This window comes from Kitasatospora sp. NPDC101447, from assembly GCF_044767225.1.
GTDB lineage: Bacteria > Actinomycetota > Actinomycetes > Streptomycetales > Streptomycetaceae > Kitasatospora.
Genome location: NZ_JBIWNL010000024.1, coordinates 58888 through 78824, shown reverse-complemented (window position 1 = coordinate 78824; position 19937 = coordinate 58888). Strand labels below are relative to the sequence as shown.

The 19937-nt window shown below is 74.7% G+C and carries 17 protein-coding genes and 1 pseudogene; 9 read left to right on the top strand and 9 right to left on the bottom strand.

The genetic code is table 11. From position 1 onward, the window contains the following. The first annotated feature begins 139 nt into the window (after positions 1-139). Positions 140-1273 (top strand): sensor histidine kinase, encoded by a 1134-nt coding sequence (locus ACIRST_RS28475; RefSeq protein WP_402805354.1) that lies wholly within the window; start codon positions 140-142, stop codon positions 1271-1273. 79 nt (positions 1274-1352) lie between these two features. Here the strand turns inward: ACIRST_RS28475 and ACIRST_RS28470 are convergent, their stop codons facing one another. Further along, positions 1353-2960, bottom strand: a complete 1608-nt coding sequence (locus ACIRST_RS28470) for a purple acid phosphatase family protein (RefSeq protein ID WP_402805351.1) — start codon at positions 2958-2960, stop codon at positions 1353-1355. A 99-nt stretch (positions 2961-3059) separates the two neighbouring features. Between ACIRST_RS28470 and ACIRST_RS28465 the strand changes: the two genes are divergently transcribed. Beyond that, positions 3060-3767 (top strand): response regulator transcription factor, encoded by a 708-nt coding sequence (locus ACIRST_RS28465; protein WP_350524775.1) that lies wholly within the window; start codon positions 3060-3062, stop codon positions 3765-3767. A gap of 362 nt (positions 3768-4129) precedes the next feature. Here ACIRST_RS28465 and ACIRST_RS28460 read toward each other — a convergent pair whose 3' ends face one another. Further along, positions 4130-5794: a peptide-N4-asparagine amidase gene (locus tag ACIRST_RS28460; protein ID WP_402805348.1), complete on the bottom strand. Its 1665-nt coding sequence runs from the start codon at positions 5792-5794 to the stop codon at positions 4130-4132. 197 nt (positions 5795-5991) lie between these two features. Between ACIRST_RS28460 and ACIRST_RS28455 the strand changes: the two genes are divergently transcribed. Together ACIRST_RS28455 and ACIRST_RS28450 are read left to right on the top strand one after the other, a co-directional pair. Next, positions 5992-7002, top strand: coding sequence for a pseudouridine-5'-phosphate glycosidase (locus tag ACIRST_RS28455; RefSeq protein ID WP_350524773.1), 1011 nt, complete (start codon positions 5992-5994; stop codon positions 7000-7002). A 3-nt stretch (positions 7003-7005) separates the two neighbouring features. Then, positions 7006-7884, top strand: coding sequence for a PfkB family carbohydrate kinase (locus ACIRST_RS28450; RefSeq protein WP_350524772.1), 879 nt, complete (start codon positions 7006-7008; stop codon positions 7882-7884). Between the two features lie 136 nt (positions 7885-8020). Here the strand turns inward: ACIRST_RS28450 and polX are convergent, their stop codons facing one another. Next, positions 8021-9748 (bottom strand): DNA polymerase/3'-5' exonuclease PolX, encoded by a 1728-nt coding sequence (gene polX / locus ACIRST_RS28445; protein WP_402805344.1) that lies wholly within the window; start codon positions 9746-9748, stop codon positions 8021-8023. Between the two features lie 110 nt (positions 9749-9858). After that, positions 9859-10695, bottom strand: a complete 837-nt coding sequence (locus ACIRST_RS28440) for a hypothetical protein (RefSeq protein ID WP_402805342.1) — start codon at positions 10693-10695, stop codon at positions 9859-9861. A 297-nt stretch (positions 10696-10992) separates the two neighbouring features. Between ACIRST_RS28440 and ACIRST_RS28435 the strand changes: the two genes are divergently transcribed. Further along, positions 10993-11610 (top strand): ArsR/SmtB family transcription factor, encoded by a 618-nt coding sequence (locus ACIRST_RS28435; protein WP_402805339.1) that lies wholly within the window; start codon positions 10993-10995, stop codon positions 11608-11610. Next, positions 11607-12995: an MFS transporter gene (locus ACIRST_RS28430; protein WP_402805336.1), complete on the top strand. Its 1389-nt coding sequence runs from the start codon at positions 11607-11609 to the stop codon at positions 12993-12995. The genes ACIRST_RS28435 and ACIRST_RS28430 overlap by 4 nt, the downstream gene beginning before the upstream one ends. Positions 12996-13077: 82 nt before the next feature. Here the strand turns inward: ACIRST_RS28430 and ACIRST_RS28425 are convergent, their stop codons facing one another. Together ACIRST_RS28425 and ACIRST_RS28420 are read right to left on the bottom strand one after the other, a co-directional pair. Then, positions 13078-13752, bottom strand: coding sequence for a DUF6629 family protein (locus ACIRST_RS28425; RefSeq protein ID WP_402805333.1), 675 nt, complete (start codon positions 13750-13752; stop codon positions 13078-13080). A gap of 227 nt (positions 13753-13979) precedes the next feature. Next, positions 13980-14819 (bottom strand): annotated as a pseudogene (locus ACIRST_RS28420) (DMT family transporter); the annotation flags it as partial. 351 nt (positions 14820-15170) lie between these two features. Here ACIRST_RS28420 and ACIRST_RS28415 point away from each other — a divergent pair. Next, positions 15171-15434 carry a dsRBD fold-containing protein gene (locus ACIRST_RS28415; RefSeq protein ID WP_350524766.1) on the top strand — a complete coding sequence of 88 codons (264 nt, stop codon included), beginning with the start codon at positions 15171-15173 and terminating at the stop codon, positions 15432-15434. A gap of 715 nt (positions 15435-16149) precedes the next feature. Here the strand turns inward: ACIRST_RS28415 and ACIRST_RS28410 are convergent. After that, the gene (locus ACIRST_RS28410; protein WP_402805330.1) at positions 16150-17010 is read right to left on the bottom strand and encodes an alpha/beta fold hydrolase; all 861 of its coding nucleotides are present in this window, start codon (positions 17008-17010) and stop codon (positions 16150-16152) included. 163 nt (positions 17011-17173) lie between these two features. On the opposite strand from ACIRST_RS28410, the gene ACIRST_RS28405 reads away from it, so the two are divergent. After that, positions 17174-17611: a MarR family winged helix-turn-helix transcriptional regulator gene (locus tag ACIRST_RS28405; protein ID WP_402805435.1), complete on the top strand. Its 438-nt coding sequence runs from the start codon at positions 17174-17176 to the stop codon at positions 17609-17611. Positions 17612-17671: 60 nt separating this feature from the next. On the opposite strand, the gene ACIRST_RS28400 is transcribed toward ACIRST_RS28405, so the two are convergent. Next, positions 17672-18598 carry an AEC family transporter gene (locus ACIRST_RS28400; RefSeq protein ID WP_402805327.1) on the bottom strand — a complete coding sequence of 309 codons (927 nt, stop codon included), beginning with the start codon at positions 18596-18598 and terminating at the stop codon, positions 17672-17674. A gap of 186 nt (positions 18599-18784) precedes the next feature. Between ACIRST_RS28400 and ACIRST_RS28395 the strand changes: the two genes are divergently transcribed. Next, complete coding sequence (locus tag ACIRST_RS28395; protein ID WP_402805325.1) at positions 18785-19243, top strand: HD domain-containing protein; 459 nt, start codon at positions 18785-18787, stop codon at positions 19241-19243. Between the two features lie 234 nt (positions 19244-19477). Here the strand turns inward: ACIRST_RS28395 and ACIRST_RS28390 are convergent, their stop codons facing one another. Beyond that, on the bottom strand, positions 19478-19852 hold the full coding sequence (locus ACIRST_RS28390) for a transglycosylase SLT domain-containing protein (RefSeq protein WP_350524762.1): 375 nt from the start codon (positions 19850-19852) through the stop codon (positions 19478-19480). Between the last annotated feature and the right edge of the window lie 85 nt (positions 19853-19937).

The window sequence follows — 19937 nt, the reverse complement described above, 5'->3', positions numbered from 1 at the left end:
GGCGCGGACAACACCGGCACCCCGTGTTCCGTCACGGGAACGGGCGAATACGGCATCAGTGAACGCCCCCCGGGCGCCCCGGGGCGCCCCCCCCCCCCCCCCCCCCCCCCCCCCCCCCCCCGCGGCCGCGCTGCTCGCCGTGACGGCCGCGCTCGCCGCGGTGGTGGCGCTGCTGCCGTGGCCCGCCGGGCGGATCGCGCCCGCACCGGCCGCCGCGGCGGTGGCCGGTGTCTCGCTGCTGCTCGACCTGCTCTACTCGGGGCCGTACCGGCTGCCCGCGTTCTGGCTCCCCTTCGAGTGGACGGCGCTGCTCGGGCTGCTGTTCCGGGCCGTTCGCCGGCTGCCCGACCGGTGGGCGGGGCCGGTCGGCGGCCTGGTCGGGCTCGCGGCCGTCCTGCTGCCACTGCGGTTCGCCCTCCGGACTCCCCAGGGCGGTGCGGCCGGCCCGGTGATCGGCGTGCTGTTCTCCCTGCTGCCGACGCTCGCGGTCGCGGGCGCGGCGCTCTACCTGCGCGTCCTGGACGCCCGCCGGGAGCGGGCCGTCGTAGGGGCCCGGCGCGAGCAGCGGCTCGAAGTGGCCCGGGGACTGCACGACTTCGTCGCCCACGAGATCACCGGCATCGTGCTGGAGGCCCAGGCCGGTCAACTCCCGGGCCAGGAAACGGCGGAGACCGCCGCGCTGCTGCGCCGGCTGGAGGAGGCCGGACTGCGGGCGTTGGACTCGATGGACGAGATGGTGGGGGCCCTGCGCGATCCGCAGGGCGGCGGCCCGGACGCGCCGGGCGGGAGGGACGGTCGGAGCGAAGCGGACGGGGCGGCCCGGCGGGACGGGCGGAGCGAGCAGGCCGCCGGGGCGACCACGCGCCGCCTGGGCCTGGCCGACCTCCCCGAACTGGTCACCCGCTTCGGCGCGACCGGCGGTCTGCACGCCGACACCGACCTCGACCCCGGCGCCGCCGACCTGCTCCCCGCCGAGACCCAGGCCACCGCCTACGCCGTCGTCCTGGAGGCCCTCACCAACATCCGCCGCCACGCGCCGCAGGCCACCGAGGTCGCCGTCCGGGCGGCCCCCGCGCCGGACGGCGCCGTCCGGGTGACCGTCACCGACAACGGGGGCCCCGCCCGCACGCCGCTGCTGCGCCGCCGCCCCGGCTCCGGCGGGACCGGACTGGCCGGCCTCACGGCCCGCGCTGCCGCGCACGGCGGCTCGCTGAGCGCGGGCCCGGTCGAGCCCGCGGGCTGGCGGGTCGCCTGCACCCTGCCGGGGCGGTGACGCGGGCCGGCGCCGCCGCGGTGCATGCCGACCCTCCGGGCGCCGTACCGGAGGGTCGGCCTGTCGGCAGGCCGGCGGGTCAGCGATCCCGGCCGCCGCCGCGGGCCCCGCGCGGGCGGGTCAGGGTGAAGCGGTCGACGGGGACGAGGTCGCCGTACGGGCCGCTGACGGAGTAGTAGGTGACATCGATGGTGGTCTGCCCGCCGCGCTCACCCGGGTCGACGTCGAAGGCCGCGAAGCCGTACGGGTTGTCGGCGTCGCGGAAGGCGGACCACGGGGCGTCCTCGATCACGTACACCGGCGGGCGCTTGCCGGTGGCCGGGTCGACGGCGCCGACGCCGGTGATGACCCGGGCCTTCGGCGGGTCGAAGAAGAGCTGGTTGGACGGGGCCGAGGTGCCGCCGCCGCCGATCACCATGTGGACGGTGCCCTTGGTGGTGTCGATGGTCCGGGTGCCGGTGGCGACCGGGACCGGGGTGCGGGTGTCGGTCGGCTGCTGGCCGCGGATCGGGTGCGAGCGCTCGTAGTGGTGCTCGTGGCCGCAGACCACCAGATCCACGCCGTACCTGTCGAACAGCGGTACCCAGGCCTCGCGGATGCCGAGGTCGGCGCCGTTGAACTTGTCGGCGGTGGAGATCACCACCTGGTGCATGCAGACCACGATCCAGTCGATCCCCGGGTCCGCGTTCGCCGCCGCCAACTCCCGCTCCAGCCAGCGCTGCTGGGCGCCGCCGGAGTAGCCGTGGACGTAGGAGTTGCCGCCGTCCTGGTAGGCCACGTCGTCGTTGTTGAGGCTGATGACGCGCACCGAGCCGGCGGTGAACGAGTACCACAGGCCGCGCAGTTCCTCGTCCGAGCCGGAGCCGGGAAGGTCGAAGTAGGCCTGGTAGGCGCCGTAGCCGATCGGGCCGTTGCCCTTCTCGTTCTCGTGGTTGCCGGCCGCGGGCATCCAGGGGCGGTGCCGGGCGGAGCGGGTGTTGTTCTCGAACCAGTCGGACCAGGTGCGGATCCGGTCGGTGGCGATGTTCGCGTAGCAGAGGTCGCCGTTGAGCAGGTGGAACAGCGGGGCGATCCGCTCGACCCCGGCGGTGGTGTCGCCGGCGGCGGGGCTGCCGAGGTTGTCGTTGACGTAGCCGTTGGCGGTCTTCCGGCCGAGGGTGGGGGTGCCCTGGTCGCCGAAGCTGGTGAAGGTGAAGGCGGAGCGGCCGCGCGGGGCGGTGCGGACGGTGCCGAGCTCGGGGGTGGTGCCGTCGTGGACGGCGGCGTAGACGTAGTCGGTGTCGGGGTGCAGGCCGGTCAGCCGGGCGTGGTGCGCCTGGACCTCGGTGCCGGAGGCGGCGTCCCGGTAGGTGCGGGTCGCGGCCTGCACGGTGTGGCCGAAGCCTCCGTTCGAAGTCCCGTACATCACCCGGGGATTGGCGACGGACCTGGTGGTGTGCCAGGACACCACCACCTCGCGCGAGGCGTCCGAGCCGAACTGGAGGTGCAGACCGGCCACCCGCGGGGCACCGGAGCGCCCGGGCCGCTGCCACAGCAGCGGCGAGTCGGCGGAGGCGGCCGGGGCAGCGGCGGCGGGGGTGGCGGCGAGGCCGGAGAGGGACACGGCGCCGCCGAGGCCGAGACCGGAGGCGCCGGCCAGGAGTCCGCGCCGGCTGACGGGGAGACGTCCACTGGAAGCGTTCATCATGGCGGTCAGCTCACCGCACGGAGGTGAACCGCGCCGGGGCCGACACGTGAACTTTCCCGTCGGCCGGTGCGGGGTACGGCTCGTGGCAGACTGCTGGGCGTGACGCGTGCGAACGGTGAGAGCCCGCGGGTGATCCGCACCCTGATCGCGGACGACCAGGAGGCCGTGCGGCGCGGTGTGCGGCGCCTCCTGGACGCCCAGCCGGACATCGAGGTGGTGGGGGAGGCCGCGGACGGGCTGGCCGCGCTGGAGCTGGCGGCCGAACTGCGGCCGGACGTCGCGCTGGTGGACATCCGGATGCCGCGGATGGACGGGCTGGAGCTGACCCGCCGGCTGGCCGGTCCGGGGGTGGCCGAGCCGGTGCGGGTGGTGGTGCTGACCACCTTCGACCTGGACGAGTACGTCTACCCGGCGCTGCAGCACGGTGCTTCGGGGTTCCTGCTGAAGCGTTCCGGCCCGTCGCTGCTGGCCGAGGCGGTGCGGGCGGCGGCCGACGGGGAGAGCCTGATCAGCCCGTCGGTCACGGTCCGGCTGCTGCAGCACGTGACGGCGCCGCGCCGGCCGGAGCGTCGGGCGAAGGGCCGGGGGCCCGCGGCCGTGGTGCCGTTGACCGAGCGGGAGGTGGAGATCGCCGGGCAGGTCGCGGCGGGCCGCACCAACGCGGACATCGCCGCGGAACTGTTCATCTCGCCGGGCACGGTGAAGACCCACGTCGCGAGCATCCAGCGCAAGCTCGGGGTGGCGAACCGGGTCGGGATCGCCGTCCACGCCTGGGAGATGGGCTACGCCGTACCGGACCGGCCGTAGCGGACCGGGCGCGGGTGCGGTGGCCCGCCCGGACAGTGCCGAGGGGCGACATGGACAGCGCGTCCACGGGACCGAGGGGATTGTCCCGTGGACGCGCGGAACCCACGAGGTGGGGGTGGCCTCCGGACGTCACGTCCTCCGGCCGGTAGTTCGATCGTCGACCGAGGTAGAACAACGGCAGACCCTGATCCGTCTCGATCTGTCGCCACTGCCTCCTGCGGTCGAACTTCCTTCAGCTACCTCGCAGGTCCACCTCTCATCATGCGCCTCGCACGCCGTGTGCACCAGGGGTGAACGGCATGAATCCGGGCAATTTTCGCAAATCGATCACCGGGGTGGCTCAGGCCCGTCACCGGGGTGGCTCAGGGCCGCGGCCACCCGTCCACGAAGCTCAGCGTCCGGTGGTACGGCCCCTCGGGCCCGGTGCTGCGGTAGTCCTCCGTGCTGCTGCCGGTGCGCACGGTGCGGTCGCCGTCGTGACGCCGGGCGGTCGGGCGCAGGGTGTGGTCGACGGTGGCGCGCTCGGTGACGTGGCCGCCGGTCGCCGTGGTGGCCTCGCGGTGGTAGCCGAGGTCCATCGCGGTGGTCTGGTCGGTGTTGCCCGCTGCGTCGTGGCTCACCTTGTAGGTGACGTCCAGCGGTTCGCCCTCGTGGACGGTGGTGGTGCGGTGCGGCCCGCCGCCCCAGGTCGAGGTGGTGCGGGTGAGGTCGGTGCCGTTGTGCAGGGTCACGTCGTTGCCGCTGTCGCGCAGTTGCTGGCCGGAGCGGAAGGTCAGGTCGTCGCGGACCTCGGTGGTGATCCGGCCGTGCGAGGTCTGCACCCAGCCCCGGGCGACGTCGTGCCGGGCGGCGGTGACCGTCCAGTCGCCGCTGCCGCCGCCGTGGTCGGCGAGCGCGGTGCCGGCGCCGGCCTCCGGGGCGACCCGGTAGTCGGTGAGCTGCCCGCTGGTGCGGGCGGCGCCGTGGTCGACCTCGGCGAAGAGGTTGACCTGGCCGGTCCAGACGTCGTTGCTCTGCGCCTCGGCCGCGTTCACCGTGACGCCGACGGTGTGCGGGCGGCCGTCGAGCAGCAGACCCACGTACGGCGTCAGGTCGAGCCGGTAGGCGGGCAGGTCGAAGGCGAAGACGCCGGGGACGGGCCGCCAGAGCAGCGGGTCCCAGCCGCCGGTGTAGATCACCGGGTACGGCCAGACCGCGCCGGCCACCCGGCCGTCCACGGTGAGCCGCAGTTCGCGGAACGGGCCCTTGCCGCAGAGGCCGAGGCCCGGGTTGGCGGCGACGAAGGCGTCGGGCGCGGAGGCGTACGCGAACTCCTCGCAGGCGCCGCCGCCCCGGGTGTAGACCTCGGCGGTGAGGCGCTCCAGGTTCTGCGGGAAGGCGAGTTCGCGCCCGGCGGCGGGGGCGGCCCGGGTGAGCGCGAAGGGGCCGGTGGTGAGCAGTCGGTCGGCGCTGCGGGCGGCCGGCCAGTGGTTGTCCGCGGTGTAGAAGGTCAGGCTCGCGCTGATCGTGAAGACACCGGTGTAGGTGGCGTCGGTGACGTTGGCGAGGTCGAAGTCGAACTCCTGCGGACCGGCGGCGAACAGCGGGGCGTAGCGGGTGACGTCGTGTTCGACGTTCCACTCGATGCCGTCCTTGGACGGCTCCGGGGTGGAGGAGAGCATCACCTGGACGCCGCCGACGCGGACGCTGAAGATCCGGTCGAACTGCCGCCCCGCGACCTGCCCGTGGAGGTCCAGCACCACCGCCGACCACGGGCCCGCGCAGTCGGCGGGCGGGGTGAGGGTGGTGGTGTACGGGGTGTCGGGCGGGTTGCCGTAGCCGTTGCGGAACTCGCGTTGGTGCATCGCCTCGACGGTGCAGGAGCGGGTGCCGGGCCGGGTGAGGGGCTTGGTGGCGGTGACCGGGTCGTGGTAGTCGGTGCCGAAGTCGGCGTGGGCGGGGCCGGCGGCGGTGAGGGTGCCGGCGAGGGTGAGCACGGCGGCACCGAGTAAGCCGGCGGCGCGGCGGAGCAGCGGGCGCAGGGCCAAGGCGGATCCCCGGGGTCGGGCGGCCCGTGGCGCTGCCGCGGGCCGGAGGGATGATCCGGCATCCTTCCGGCGGTGGCATGCCAGCGTCAAGGGCGGCGGACGGGGTAGGGCCAAGGGTGGTGGACGGGGTGGTGCCCGTCCGTACGCCGAAAACCGTGCCGCCCCACCGCGGCGGCATCTCACAGAGAGTGCGCATCATGACCGGACTTCCGCCCAGCACCCCCGCCGTCCACGTCGCCGGGGAGGTGGCGAGGGCCCTCGCCGACGGCCGGCCCGTGGTCGCCCTGGAGTCGACCATCTTCACGCACGGCCTGCCGCGCCCCCGCAACCTGGCCGTCGCCCTGGAGGCGGAACGGCAGCTGCGGGAGGCGGGAGTCGTCCCGGCGACCGTCGGGGTGCACGCCGGGGTTCCGACGGTCGGCCTGAGCACCGACCAGATCACCGAACTCTCGGCCGCCGACGGCCTGGACAAGGTCAGCCTGCGCGACCTCCCGGTGGTCACCGCGCTCGGCCGGCACGGCGGCACCACCGTCGCCGCCACCGCCTTCCTCGCCCACCGCGCCGGCATCCGGGTCTTCTCCACCGGCGGTCTCGGCGGCGTCCACTTCGGCGCCTCCGAGAGCTTCGACGAGTCGGCCGACCTCACCACCCTGGCCGCCACCCCGGTCACCGTGGTCAGCGCCGGAGTGAAGTCGATCCTCGACATCCGGGCCACCCTGGAGCGCTTCGAGACCCTCAACATCCCGGTCATCGGCTACCGCACCCGCAAGTACCCCGGCTTCTACGTCACCGACTCCGGCCACGAGGTCAACTTCAGCGTCGGATCGCCCGAGGAGGCCGCGAAGGTCATCGACGCCCGCGACCGGCTCGGCCTGCCGCAGGCCGTCCTGATCGCCAACCCGGTCGACCCGGCCAAGCAGTTGCCGCCGGAGGAGCTGGACGGCATCCTGGCCCGCGCCCGGGCCGAGGCCGACCGCCTGGGCATCACCGGCAACGCCTCCACCCCCTTCCTGCTGGACCAGATCCGGCGCGACACCGGCGGCCGCAGCCTGGAGGTCAACGTCGAGGTGTACCGGGGCAACGTCAGGCTGGGCGGCGAGATCGCCACCGCCCTGGCCGCCTCTGCCCTCTCTGCCACCTTGGCTGCTTCGGGGGAGTCGGAGGCGCCGGGCGCCCCGACCGCTCCGGCCGCGCAGACCGGGGCCTGAGCCGTGCTGGGGGTGCTCGGCGACCTCGTCGAGGACGTCGTGGTGTGGGTCGACGGCCCGCTGCGGCACGGCACCGACTCCGGCGCCCGGGTCTTCCGGCGGCGCGGAGGCAGCGCGGCCAACGTCGCCCGCTTCGCCGCCGGGCAGTGCCCGGCGCGCTTCCTCGGCTGCGTCGGCGAGGACGCGGTCGGCGACGCCGTGGTCGCCGAACTGCGCGGCCACGGCGTCGACGTACGGGTGTCCCGGCGCGGCCGGACCGGCACCGTCGTGGTGCTGATCGACCGGGACGGCGAGCGGACCATGCTGCCCGACCGGGGCGCCGCCACGCTGCTGGAGCGCGTCCCGGACGAGTGGCTGGCCGGTCTGACCCACCTGCACGTGCCGGCCTACTCCTTCGACGGCGAGCCGGTCGGCGCCACGGCGGTGGACGCCCTCGCACGGGTCCGGCAGGCGGGCGGCACCACCTCGGTGGACGCCTCCTCGACCGGCATGCTGGAGCGGTTCGGACGGGAGCGGTTCCTCACCCTGCTGGCCGAGTCGGCGCCCACCTTCGTGTTCGCCGACCGCTCGGAGTCCGCCTTCCTCGGCCTGCTGGTGGAGGGACTGCCCGGGCCCGACCGGTCCCGGTTGGCGGAGACCACGGTCATCACCAAGGCGGGCCCCGCACCGACCACCGTCGACGTGCCGGGCGAGGGGCTGTTCACGGTGCCGGTACCGCCGGTGGCGGTGGTGCGCGACCTCACCGGCGCCGGGGACGCCTTCGCGGCGGGGTTCCTGGCCGGGTTCCTGGAGACCGGGGACCTGCGGCACGCGGCCGGGCTCGGGCACCGCAGCGCGGCCCGGGTGCTGGCGTCACCGGGGGCCTCCTGCGGCGAGGGGTGACGGTGGGCGGGCCTCCGGGCGGCTCCGGTGCTTCCGGGGCCGCCCGGGGTTCCCCGGGGCGCTCGACGGTGGGGGGGGTGTCGGCGGGGCGTTCGAGGCCGGGCGGGTGCCGGCCGGGTGGGCGTCGTCGACGGTGTCAGCGCAGCGCGTCCTTGCGGAGGAAGTGCTTCAACCGTTGCCACGTCCAGGTGTTGACCACGTCCTCGGCGGTGAGCCAGCCGCGCTGCGCCGTGCCGATGCCGAACCGCGGGTAGGCCAGGTGCGGGGTGGCGTGGGCGTCGCTGTCGATGCTGAACCGGACGCCGTGCCGCCTGGCCCGCAGGATGTCCTCGTCCCGGAGGTCGAGCCGCTGCGGGGAGCTGTTGATCTCGATCGCGGTGCCGGTGCGCGCGGCGGCCTCGAACACCGCGTCCAGGTCGACGTCGATCGGGCCGCGGCTGCCGATCCGCCGGGTGGTGAGGTGGCCGATGACGTGCACGTACGGGTTCTCGCAGGCCCGGATCAGCCGACGGGTCTGGGCGGCGCGGTCGAGGGTGAAGTGCGAGTGCACGGAGGCCACGCAGACGTCGAAGCCGGCCAGGAACTCCGGCGGCCAGTCCACCCCGCCGTCCGGGTCGATGTTCAGCTCGGTGCCGTGCAGCAGCCTCAACTTCTTGTGCCGGTCGGCCAGTCGGCGCACCTGCTCGCGCTGGGCGAGCATCTTCTCGTCGGTCATCCGCTGCATGACCAGGTTCGGCGCGTGGTCGGTGACGGCGAAGTAGGAGTAGCCGCGGGCGGCGGCGGTGTCGACCATCTCCTCCAGGGTGGCCAGCCCGTCGGTCAGGTCGGTGTGCGTGTGCAGGTCGCCGCGCAGGTCGGACTCCTGGACCAGGTCGGGGAGTTCACCGTTCAGGGCGGCCTCGATCTCGCCCCGGTCCTCGCGCAGCGTCGGGGCGATCCACGGCAGGCCGAGCGCCGCGTACACCTCGTCCTCGGTCTCCGAGACCACCTTGGCGCCGCCGTCCACCTCGAACAGCCCGTACTCGGAGAGCTTCAGCCCGGCCCGCACGGCCATCGTGCGCAGCTTGATGTTGTGTGCCTTCGAGCCGGTGAAGTAGACCAGCGCCGCGCCCCAGTCCTCCTCCGGCACGACCCGCAGGTCCACCTGGACGCCCTGGGTGGTGCGCACCGAGGTCTTGGTCGTCCCGCTCCCGATCACCTCGGCCACGTACGGGAGTTCGGTGAGCGCGGCCATCAGCGGGGCGGAGTCCTCGGCGGTCGCGAGCACGTCGATGTCACCCACCGTCTCGCGCATCCGGCGCAGCGAGCCCGCGTACGCGCAGCGGGTGCAGCCGGGGACGGCGGAGAGTGCGGCGACGAGCTGATCGGCCAGCTCGGTGGCGGTGTCGAGCAGGGTCCGGCCGCCGGACTGCCGCATCAGCTCGATGCCGTGCAGGATCTTCTCGCCGCTGCGTTCGCCGAAGCCGGCCAGGTCGGACAGCTTGTCGGCGCGGACCGCCTCGGCGAGTTCGTCCACCGAGGAGATGCCGAGGTCGCGGTAGAGGGCCAGCGCGCGCTTGGGGCCGACGCTGGGGACGGCCATCATCTCCCGCACGCCGGCCGGGATCTCGGCGCGCAGGTTCTCCAGGGCGGTGATCCTGCCCGAGTCGAGGTACTCGGCGATCTTCTCGGCGGTGGACTTGCCGACGCCCGGGATCTGCTGCAGAGCCTTGACATCCAGGCCCGCGAGGTCCTCCGGGTGGCCGCCGACCGCTCGGGCGGCCTTCTCGTAGGCGCGGGCCCGGAAGGCGTCCCCGCCGGTGATGTTGATCAGGTCGGCGTACTCCTGGAGCAGCTCCCTGACCTGGTCGTTGAGCCGGGGCATGGGGCAAGTCTAGGTTCGGCGGGGCGGGTTCGCCGGGTGTGGTGCGTCGCCCGGGGGAGGGCGTCGCGGGGGCCGTCGGGGCCGGTGCGCCGGTCGCGCCGGGAGCGCCGTCAGTCGTGCGCGACGGTCAGCAGCAGGACCACGGTCAGTCCGCCGCCCGGGGTGGACTCGACCGCGAGCCGGCCGCCCGCCGCAAGCACCAGGCTGTGCAGGGCCGGGCCCACCGGGCCGCCGGGCCGAACGCCCCCGAGCAGCCCCTCGCGGGCGCCGGGCGGCTCGTGGGTGCCCCGGTCCGAGATCCGGATCTCCACCCGGCCGCGTCCCCCGCCGCCGTACGGGCCGCCGTACGGGCCGCCGTCCCGGGCGCGGTCACGGGCGCCGTCCCGAGCGCGGTTCCGGCCCCGGCCGCGCTCGCGGTCCGGGTCGTGCTCCCGGTCCCGGTCCCGGTCGCGGGTCGAGGCCGTCGGGCCGGGACGCCGCCCGCCGCCCGCCACCTCGGCGCGGACCAGCACCCGGCCGCCCATGGGGCTGCGCCGGATCGCGTGGTCGACCAGCCCTGCGAGGGCCGCCTCCAGGCGCCGGGCGTCCCCGGCCACCACCGGCAGCCCGGGTGCGATGCGGACCGTGACGGTCGCGGAGCGGCCGCCGCCGCGCACCACCCGGCGGACCACGTCGGCCACCTGGACGTGCCGGGCCGTCGGCTCGCACCCGGCCTGCCGGCCGGTCCACCGCAGCCGCTCCAGCTCCACGCGGGTGAGCGCCCTGGGCGCGGCCATGGTGCCGGACTGGAACGGCCCGGGGCCCTCCTCGGCCTCGACGGCGACCGGGCCGCCCGCGCGTCCGACGGCGCTCCTGCGTCCGGCGCCGCCCGCGCCGGACGCGCCGCCGAACGCGGCGAGCGCCCGGGCTCCCGACGCGACGTAGCCCCACAGCCTCCCGTGTGCCATCGCCCTGCCCCTCGTGCCTCACCGGCGGCCGTCATCGGTTCCGCGGCCGACCGGGGCGGGCCGCTTCCCCGGCCCTCCTGCCAGCCTGCGCCCCGCCCGCCCGGGTGACAATCCCGCCCCGGGACGCGAACCCGGCCCGCGCCCCCGCCGAGCGGCCGGTGGGGCACCCGCCGAGCGGCGGGGCGGCCCCCGGTGACCAGGCCCTTCCGGGATCCGCCGGAGGCTCGGGGCCGACCGCAAAGAACTCTTCGCAGAAAACCCTTTGCAAAGGATCCTTTGTGGTTCTAGGCTCCTGCCATGACCGAGGACAGCGGCTGGAAGCACAGCGACGACCCGCACATCGCCATCACCGCCAGGGGCATGAAGGCGATGGCGCACCCGGTGCGCATGCAGCTGGTCGGGCTGCTGCGCAAGCAGGGCCCGTCCACGGCGACGAGGCTCGCCGCACAGCTGGGGCTCAACTCCGGGGCCACCAGTTACCACCTGCGCCAGCTCGCCGCCGCGGGCTTCGTCGAGGAGGACCGTGAGCGCGGCAACGCCCGTGAGCGCTGGTGGCGTTCGGCCCACCGGCTCACGCTCTGGACGGGGGACGACATGGCGGACGAGGAGCCCGACACGGCCGTCGCCTTCCTGCGGTCCGTCCTGGCGGTGCACAGCCTGACCGGCCAGCGCGCGCTGGACGCCTTCGAGACCATGCCGCGCGAGTGGCGCCGGGTGACGGATCTCAGTGACCTGATCCTGCAGCTCACTCCCGTCGAGGCGGAACAGCTGACCGGCGAGCTGTCCGAGGTGATCGGGCGCTACCGCCGGATCGACGCCGAGGGGCCCTTCCCGGAGGGCAGCGAGCAGGTCTCCGTGATCGTCCACGTCCTGCCGGATCCGAGCGGCACCACCACCGAGGGGGAATCCGCATGACCAGCACCACCGTCGACGTCGGCACCGCCGGCACCGTCGACCCGCCCGCGCGCAGCTTCCGGCCGCTGGTCGGGGTGCTGACCGCCACGGCCGTCTCCGTGACGGGCACGCGCGTCTCGGCCATCGCCCTGCCCTGGTTCGTCCTGGCCACCACCGGCAGCGCCACCATGACGGGCCTGGTCGCCTTCGCCGAGATGGCGCCGTACGTGCTGGTCAAGGCACTGACCGGGCCGGTGGTCGACCGGCTCGGGCCGCGGGTGGTGTCCTGGACGACGGACGCGCTGAGCGCCACCGCGGCCGGGCTGGTCCCGCTGCTGCACGCGCAGGGGTTGCTCCCCTTCTGGGTGCTGCTGGTGATGGTCGCGGTGATCGGCGCGATGCGCGGCCCGGGGGACTTGGCCAAGTCGGTCATGGTCCCGGAGGCGGCCGACCGCGCCCGGGTGCCCATGGAGCGCGCCACCGGGCTGTCCGGCGTCACCGAGCGGCTGGCCTCCACGATCGGTCCGGCGGCGGGCGGCGGGCTGGTCGCGCTGATGGGCCCGCTGGCCGGGCTGGCGGTCAACGCGGCCACCTTCGCCCTCGGGTCGCTGATCATCGCCCTCGCGCTGCCGCGCGGTATGGGGCGCCCGGCCCTCCCGGGCGCGGCCACGGGGTCGCCCGGGTCGGCGGGGGAGGGCGAGCAGGGCACCGGCTACTGGCGGATGTTCCGCGAGGGCTTCGCCTTCCTGCGGTCCGAGCCGCTGCTGCTCGCCGTGACCGTGATGGTCGGCATCACCAACCTCCTCGACGCGGGCTTCATCACCGTCCTCGTCCCGGTCTGGGCGCGGGAGTCCGGAAACGGACCGGCCGCCATCGGTCTGACCACCGGAGCCATGGGCGCCACGGCCGTCGTCGGCAGCCTGATCGCGGCGGCCGTCGCCTCCCGCCTGCCCCGTCGGACGGTCTTCTTCGTCGGCTTCCTGCTGTGCGGCGCGCCCCGGTTCGTGGTGCTCGCCATGGGCGCGCCCATGTGGGTGGTGCTGACCGTCTTCGCGATCGGTGGTTTCGGCTCCGGCTTCCTCAACCCGATACTCGGCGCGGTGCTCTTCGAGCGGGTGCCCCGCCACCTGCTGGGCCGTGTCCACGCCCTCGGTGACTCCCTCGCCTGGGCCGGGATTCCCCTCGGCGGCCTCGTCGCCGGTGCGGCGGTGGCCCTGGTCGGCCTGATACCCAGCCTGCTCGGAGCGGGCGCCCTCTACTTCGCCACCACGACTCTGGCCGGACTGCGGCCCGAGTGGCGAGAGATGGACAAGCTCCGGGGCCACTCGGCAGGCTCGGGCGGCGAAGCCACCGGGAGCACGCAGGTGGCGGACGACAGGTGGGAGCCGGTCCCGACGCACTCGTAGGCGCGGTTCACCGGGCCGTTGGCGGGGCGGATTCGCGGGGCCGATTCGGGGAGCCGTTCGGGGGGCTGTTCGCGGCGCCGTTTCACCGGACCGGTCGGGCGATCCGATCGGCGCCCTCCGCGACCGGCGAGTGGCCCGCCCACTGGAACAGCAGGACACCCGCCAGGGCGGCGAGGGCGCACCAGGTGGAGATGAAGGCGAGCCGCCAGAACAGGGCACAGACCAGGGCCCCCACAGCGGTGACGAGGCCGAGGCGGCGCAGCAGCCGGTCGCCGCTCGCGAGGAGGGAACCGACCGTGGCCAGGAGATAGCCGGTCAGGAGGACGGCCGGGTGCGGGATGCCGACGGCGTAGACGAGGGTGTGGCCGTGCGCGGTGGCCGCCACCGGGTGGGAGGCGACAGCAACGGCGAGCGGGACGGCGACGGCCGCGCCCAGCAGGGTGAGCGCCGTGAGCACGCGCCGACGGGGTCCGGTGGTCGCGCACCACACCCCGGCCGGGACGAGCACGGGCAACAGCGGAAGGGCGATCACCGCCCAGGCGGTCCGGGCCGCTCCGGCGAGGGCCGGCGACAGCTCACCGTCCGTACCCAGCCAGACCAGCGCCTCGATCAGCTGGTGCAGACCCAGCACCAGAGGAAGCGCGGCGAGCAGTAACCGCTCCGGGTGGCCCGCCCGATGGGCGCGGACCAGACACGCCACCCCGGCCGCCGCGACCACCCCACCGGCCACGGCGTCCGCCTGCGCGCTCCAGCACATCGAGGCCTCTAGCCGGACTTCCCGTGTCCGTCGTCGGGGCCGCCGTGGGATCCGGTGCCGTCCTCGGACCGGCCGTCGGGTCCGTCCGCCGACCGGCCCTCGGAAGGCCCGCCCGTACCGTTCGCCGAACCGCCCCCCGCGTCGGCCTCCGCGCCGTTCCCCGCGTCGGCCTCCGCACCGGTCTCAGGGGCCGCCCCGATGCTCTCCAAGGTGTCGCGGACGGTACCGGGCATCGCCGGGTGTCGGCCGATCACGATCACCCCGACGACGATCGCGAGCATCCCGGCCGACTGCCAGGCCAGCGCGCTCGGAGTGGTCCGCAGCCGGTCGCCGAGGAAGCCGACCGCGCAGGCGATCCCGGCCAGCGGCTGGGCGGCGGTCAGCGCCGGCAGCGACATCCGCAGCGGCGCGGCCTCGAAGGCGCTCTGCACGAGCAGCAGGCCGACCACGCCCGCCACGACCACCGCGTACGGCTGCCAGCTGCGCAGCACGGCCGACAGCCCCTCGTGGTCGAGGCGTTGGGTGGTGGTCCGGGTGAGCGCGTCCTGGAGGCCGTACAGCAGTCCGGCCGCGAGTGCCAGCAGCGTCGCCTCCTCGAACAGCGGCAGCCGCCGGGCCATCGACACCAACAGCACGACCAGTCCGACCACCGTGCCGACCACCAGCCAGTGCCGCAGCTCCCCGGCGGGCGCCCCACCGCCCGTCGGCTTCCCGGCCACGATGAAGGCCGTCACCCCGAGTCCGAGCAGCAACACCCCGGCCCAGCCCGAGCGGCCCAGGGTCTGACCGGTCAGCATCCGGGCGAGCGCCATGGCGAACAGCAGATTGGTGGCCAGCAGCGGTTCGACCAGGGAGACCTCGCCCTGGTTGAGTGCGAGCGCGGAGAGGATCAGCCCGCTGACCATGAATCCGGTGCCGAGCAGCCATTGGGGCATCCGCATCAGGTCGAGCAGCAGCCGCCACCGCAGGAGGTCGGCACGGGGGGCCCGCTGCGCCGCGTGCTGCTGGAGGACGAAACCGAGACCCAGACAACAGGCCGCGCTGAGGGCGAGAAGGAAGACCGCCACAGGGGGACCACCAGGTTGTCGCTGCCCGCGCCGCGCCGACGGGTTCGAGGTGGATACGCGGTCGCGGCCCGCTTCCGTCAGCGTACCGCCGGGGCGTCGGCCGGGCCGATCGGACACGACGCGCGGGCGCCGCCCCGAACGCCCGCCGGGCCGGCAGCCGAGCCGCTGCGGGCGGCCGGGCTGCCGGCCGGGCGGTGCCACGGCGCGTGCCGGTACTGCCGTGCCCGGTGCCGTCCGCCGCGCTTGCCGCTACGGGCGGGGCAGGCGCACGCTGGTGTGAGCGGCCGCCACGGGTCACCGTCCGTGCCGCTCAGGACAGGCGCGACGGGGGCCGGCGCCAGGAGGTGTGGCATGCACAACCAGTGGGACGTGGAGCTGACATTCGACGAGGACGGCGTGCACACGGCGTGCGACGCCAGGCTGACGGGCGCGAGGGCGCCGGGTCTGAGCGCGCACGGCGAGGCCGTGAAGAGCGCCGACGACCGTCCGCTCGCCAGGATCGGCGAGGAGGTCGCGGCCTCCCGCGCCCTGGAGGAACTGTCCCGCAAGCTGCGGGCGCAGGCCACCGGGGAGATCGACGACGAAGGCCACCGTCCGGGGTACCTGATCTACTGACGGTGGCCACGGCGGGCAGCTACTGGCGGCGACGGCGGTCACGGTCCGGGCGGCGCGGTCGTACGGTCCACGGCCGTCCCCGCCCGGAGCGGCCCGCTGTGGCGTGCGTGGTAGGGCTCTCCTCCGGGGCTCGCCCACCGGGGGCTGTCCACCAGGTAGGGAACGGGGTGCGGCTGCGCCGGTCCGCCGTCGAGCGCAGCGTCTCCTCCCCGGCCCGGTAGGCCTCGGGCCGCTCGGCGGCCGTGCATGCTGACGCGCTACGCGCGGCCGACGGCGGCCACGGCGTCGTCCGTTCGGCCGCGGTACGGCCCGGGTGGCGGCGACGCCAGACCCCCGCCGTCACATCCCACGGCCTCGTCGCACCGGCCACCAGCCGGTCCGGTTGGTGGCGCAGCACTCAGCGCTCGATGGTGTCCAGTCGGGTGGCGCGGAACCGGCGAAGCGCCGGCCCCGGCCTCCACGCCCCGACCGCCCCAGGCGAGCTCGGGGCGGTCGTGACGCACTTTCAGCACCTTCAACCGGCCCGCGCCGGTGCCCGCTCGGTGAGGGGCAGGCCGACGGGGCGCCGTCGACCGGGGGCAGCCGACCGGAGGCTCCGGCCCGGAGCCGGCAGCGCATCCGGGTGTCCGGTGCCGGGCCGCGCACGGTCGGCGCTCCCGCTGCTGCTGCCGACGACGGGAGGGTGCGGTGGGTGCCGGCGGGCAGCAGTCGGTCGTCAGCCCCTGGAGAGGAAGTCGACGAGGCGTCGGTTGACCTCGGTGGCGGCGGCCATCGGCAGGTTGTGGTGGGTGGCGTCCGGGAGGACGGCGACCTCCGCCGACGGGAGGGCGCGGCGGCCCGTCTCGGCGACGCGGGCCGAGTGGTGGGTGCGGCTCCGGGCGGCGAGGAGGGTGAGGACCGGGGTGGTGAGGGCGCCGAGGCGGGCGGGGGTGGGGCGGGGGCCGGTGACGACCCGGGAGGCCGGGAAGTCGGCGTAGCCGAGGGCGTAGACCTCGCGCCAGTCGGGGTCGAGGTGGGCACCGCCGCCGGTCTCCCAGTCGAGGAAGGAGCGGGCGCGGTCCGGGGTGCGGCCGGGGAGGAAGAGGGGGACGGCGTGCAGCAGGTAGCCGGGGCGGAAACCGGCGAAGCACAGGCTGGGGTCGAGCAGGGTGAGCCGGCCGACCCGCGCGGGGGCGTGCAGGGCGTACTCCAGGGCGATCCAGCCGCCGTAAGAGTGGCCGCAGAGGTCGGCCTCGGGGACGTCGAGTCGGTCGAGCACGGCGTCCAGCCAGCCGAGGAGTCCGGGGACGCCGTCGAGTGCGGCGCCGTCGTGGACGCTGCGCCCGGGGTCGCCGATGAGGTCGACGGCGAGGACGCGGTGCCCGGCTTGGGCCAGGGCGGCCGCGTTGGCGAACCACATGGTGGAGGTGGCGCCGCCGCCGTGGAGGAGGACGAGCGGCCGACCGTCCCGGGGGCCGCAGGCGTTGATCCGCGTGGTGCCGTGGTCGGTGCGGACGGTGAGGGCCTCGACCGGGGCGGGCCAGCGGGCCAGGAGGGCGTCGTAGGCGGCGAGGAAGGTGGCGGTGCGGGCGGACAATGTCGGGCCTCCGCGGGTGTGGTGTGATGGCGTGCGGAACCACTCGCTCGGCAAGTATCTCGCCGAGTGAGTACCTCGCTCAACAACTATCTCGCTGATCGAGAGAATCATGACACGGGCCTGCCCGAGGGAGGACGACAGGGTGTCCGAAGCTGAGGAACCGATGCGGCTGGTCCACCTGCTGCGCGGTCTGACGGTCGAACTCGACCTTTTCGGGGCCGAGTTCGCGTCCCGCAACGGTCTGCATCCGACCGACCTGCGCGCGCTGATCCACCTGCTGGACGCCTCCCGGGCCGGGGAGGTGGTCACCCCGGGCAGGCTCGGTGAGGCGCTGCACCTGAACTCGGCCGGCACGACCGCTCTGGTGGACCGGCTGGAGCGGCTCGGGCTGATCCGCCGCGAGCGCGACCCGCAGGACCGGCGCAGGGTGCGGCTGCTGGTGGAGGAGCGGGCGATGGAGCTGGGGCAGGGCTTCTTCGGCGGGTTGATCGGCGATCTGCTCGCCGAGATGCGGCGGTTCGACCCGGCGGAACTGGCCACGGCCCGGCGCTTCCTGGAGGCCATGACCGGGGTGGTCGCCGCCGCCCGTCAGGACCGGTAGGGGGCGTCTTGGCGGTCATGTGAGCCAGGTGAGCGTAGGACCGCCAGGGGGAGGCGGGGCCTACGCCGGCCCGAGGGTCCAGCTGATCACCGACAGCGTCGCCATCGACGCCAGCGTCGACCAGAGCACCGCGTCCCGGGCGAGCACCGTGCCCTGCCCGTACTCGCGGGCATAGGTGTACACGTTCTGCGCGGTCGGCAGTGCGGAGAACAGGACGACGGTGAGGAGTTGGTGGGCGGGCAGGTGGAGCAGCGGGCCGGCCACGGCGAGTGCGACGAGCGGCTGGAGCAGGGTCTTGATCGCGACGGTCAGTCCGACCTCGGCCCGCCGGGAACGGCCGTCCGCCGGCGGTCGGTTGTGCAGCGAGATGCCGAGGGCTATCAGGGCGGTCGGCACGCCGGCGCCGCCCAGCAGTTCGCAGGAACGATTCAGCTCGGCGGGCAGGTGCACCCCGGTCGCCGAGACGACGGCGCCGAGTGCGGTGGCGAGCAGGATCGGGTTGCGCACCGGCAGGGTCAACAGGGCCCGGCGGCCGGCCGCGCCACCGTCCAGCACGGCGAGGACGGCGGGGGTGACCAGCAGGATCTGGAACAGCACCACGGGCGCCACGAAGGAGGCGTCACCGACGACCTGCACGGCCACCGGGATGCCCAGGTTGGCGGAGTTGACGTACCCCGAGGCCATCGCGCCGATCGCCAGTTCGCCGGGCTTGCGCCGGAAGAGAAAGTGCCCGGCGAGCAGTCCGAGGCCGGTCGCGACGGCGGTGCCGGCGGCGAAGGCCAGCATCGACGGGTTCGCGAAGCGCCCCAGCGGGGTGCGGGCGATCATCAGGAAGAGCGCGGCCGGCATCGCCACGTGGAAGACGAACCGGTTGAGCACCGCCTCGGCGTGCGGTCCGAGCAGGCCGGTGCGGCCGACGAGGTAACCGACCGCGGTGAGCGCCCAGATCGGGGCGAAGCCGGACAGCAGCGGATGCAGGGATGGCATGGTTCCTCGGATCGCTCGGACGTGTCTGCCGGGTGCGGCGGGGGTCGCCCGCCGGAGGCTTCGACCCGCGAGCCGGTGGACCCCCTGAGCCGCTGAACCCCCGGGGCAGTAAACCAGTGGCCGCCGGCCCGGCGATCACGGGCCTACGATGGGCGAGCAGCCGAGGGGCGACGCGAGGGGTGAACCGTGGAGGACCAGTACCTGAGCCTGTCCGAGGTGGAGGCGATCGCACGCCGCGCCCACCGGGGGCAGGTGGACAAGAACGGCCACCCGTACGGCGAGCACATCGCGGCGGTCGCGCACGGGACGGCCGCCCGCGGGGGCAGCGAGGCGCAGATCGCCGCGGGCTGGCTGCACGACACGGTCGAGGACGACCGGTTGAGCCGGGAATGGCTGGCGGGGGCCGCGTTGTCCGAGGAGACCAAGACGATCGTGGACGCGCTCACCCGGCGCTCGGAGGAGCCGCTGGAGGAGTACACCGCGCGGATCCTGGCCACGCCGGGCGCGCTGTTGGTCAAGCGTGCCGATCTGGCCCACAACTCCGACCCGGCCCGGCTGGCCTCGCTGGACCGGGCGACCGCCGAGCGGCTGGCCGCCAAGTACACGCGGATGCGCGAGCTGCTGGGGCTGACGGGGGAGCTGTGACACCCGGCGGGCTCCCGGCTTCCGGCTGTCGGCTTGCGGCCTCAACGCGGGGCGGGCCGTAGCGGAAGGGTCGTCGCGGCAGGCCGGGGGTGCCCGGGGAACCACGAGAGGGCCCGGGCCCGCGGATCGCGCGGGTCCGGGCCCTCTCGGGCACCCCGGTGGTCCCTGTCCGACCCCCGGGGTGAGGGGAGTGGTCAGGGGCAGGAGGGAATCAGTGAGCCGATGGGGTCCGGCTTAGTACCAGTGGTGGTTCTGCCAGAAGGACCAGGCGGCGTTCGGGCTGCCGTAGCGGGAGTTCATGTAGTCGTAGGCCCACTTGATCTGGGTCTTGGGGTTGGTCTTCCAGTCGGCACCGGCCGAGGCCATCTTGGAGCCCGGCAGTGCCTGGCCCAGGCCGTAGGCGCCCGAGCTCGGGTTGGTCGCGGTCACGTTCCAACTGGACTCGTGGGAGATGATCTGGTTGAACGAGGCCAGCTGGCTCGCCGGGACGATCTGGGCGGCGATGGTCTTCGGGGACACGGTGGCGGCGTTGGCGGTGGCGGGCAGGACACCGGCGCCCAGGGCGGTCAGACCGGCGGCGCCGGCAAGAATCGCGGCCGAAGTACGCATACGGAGCTTGAAAGCGGGCATGAAGAAGAAGACCTCAATCAGGTTGGGCCGAGTCACGCCCCGCCCAGGACCACGGCCGGACAGG

Coding starts and splice junctions, on each gene's coding strand:
- ACIRST_RS28470 (WP_402805351.1), bottom strand. CDS start 2,960: ATGATGAACGCTTCCAGTGGACGTCTCCCCGTCAGCCGGCGCGGACTC.
- polX (WP_402805344.1), bottom strand. CDS start 9,748: ATGCCCCGGCTCAACGACCAGGTCAGGGAGCTGCTCCAGGAGTACGCC.
- ACIRST_RS28400 (WP_402805327.1), bottom strand. CDS start 18,598: ATGCCATCCCTGCATCCGCTGCTGTCCGGCTTCGCCCCGATCTGGGCG.
- ACIRST_RS28425 (WP_402805333.1), bottom strand. CDS start 13,752: ATGTGCTGGAGCGCGCAGGCGGACGCCGTGGCCGGTGGGGTGGTCGCG.
- ACIRST_RS28455 (WP_350524773.1), top strand. CDS start 5,992: ATGACCGGACTTCCGCCCAGCACCCCCGCCGTCCACGTCGCCGGGGAG.
- ACIRST_RS28430 (WP_402805336.1), top strand. CDS start 11,607: ATGACCAGCACCACCGTCGACGTCGGCACCGCCGGCACCGTCGACCCG.
- ACIRST_RS28415 (WP_350524766.1), top strand. CDS start 15,171: ATGCACAACCAGTGGGACGTGGAGCTGACATTCGACGAGGACGGCGTG.
- ACIRST_RS28390 (WP_350524762.1), bottom strand. CDS start 19,852: ATGCGTACTTCGGCCGCGATTCTTGCCGGCGCCGCCGGTCTGACCGCC.
- ACIRST_RS28440 (WP_402805342.1), bottom strand. CDS start 10,695: ATGGCACACGGGAGGCTGTGGGGCTACGTCGCGTCGGGAGCCCGGGCG.
- ACIRST_RS28435 (WP_402805339.1), top strand. CDS start 10,993: ATGACCGAGGACAGCGGCTGGAAGCACAGCGACGACCCGCACATCGCC.
- ACIRST_RS28405 (WP_402805435.1), top strand. CDS start 17,174: ATGCGGCTGGTCCACCTGCTGCGCGGTCTGACGGTCGAACTCGACCTT.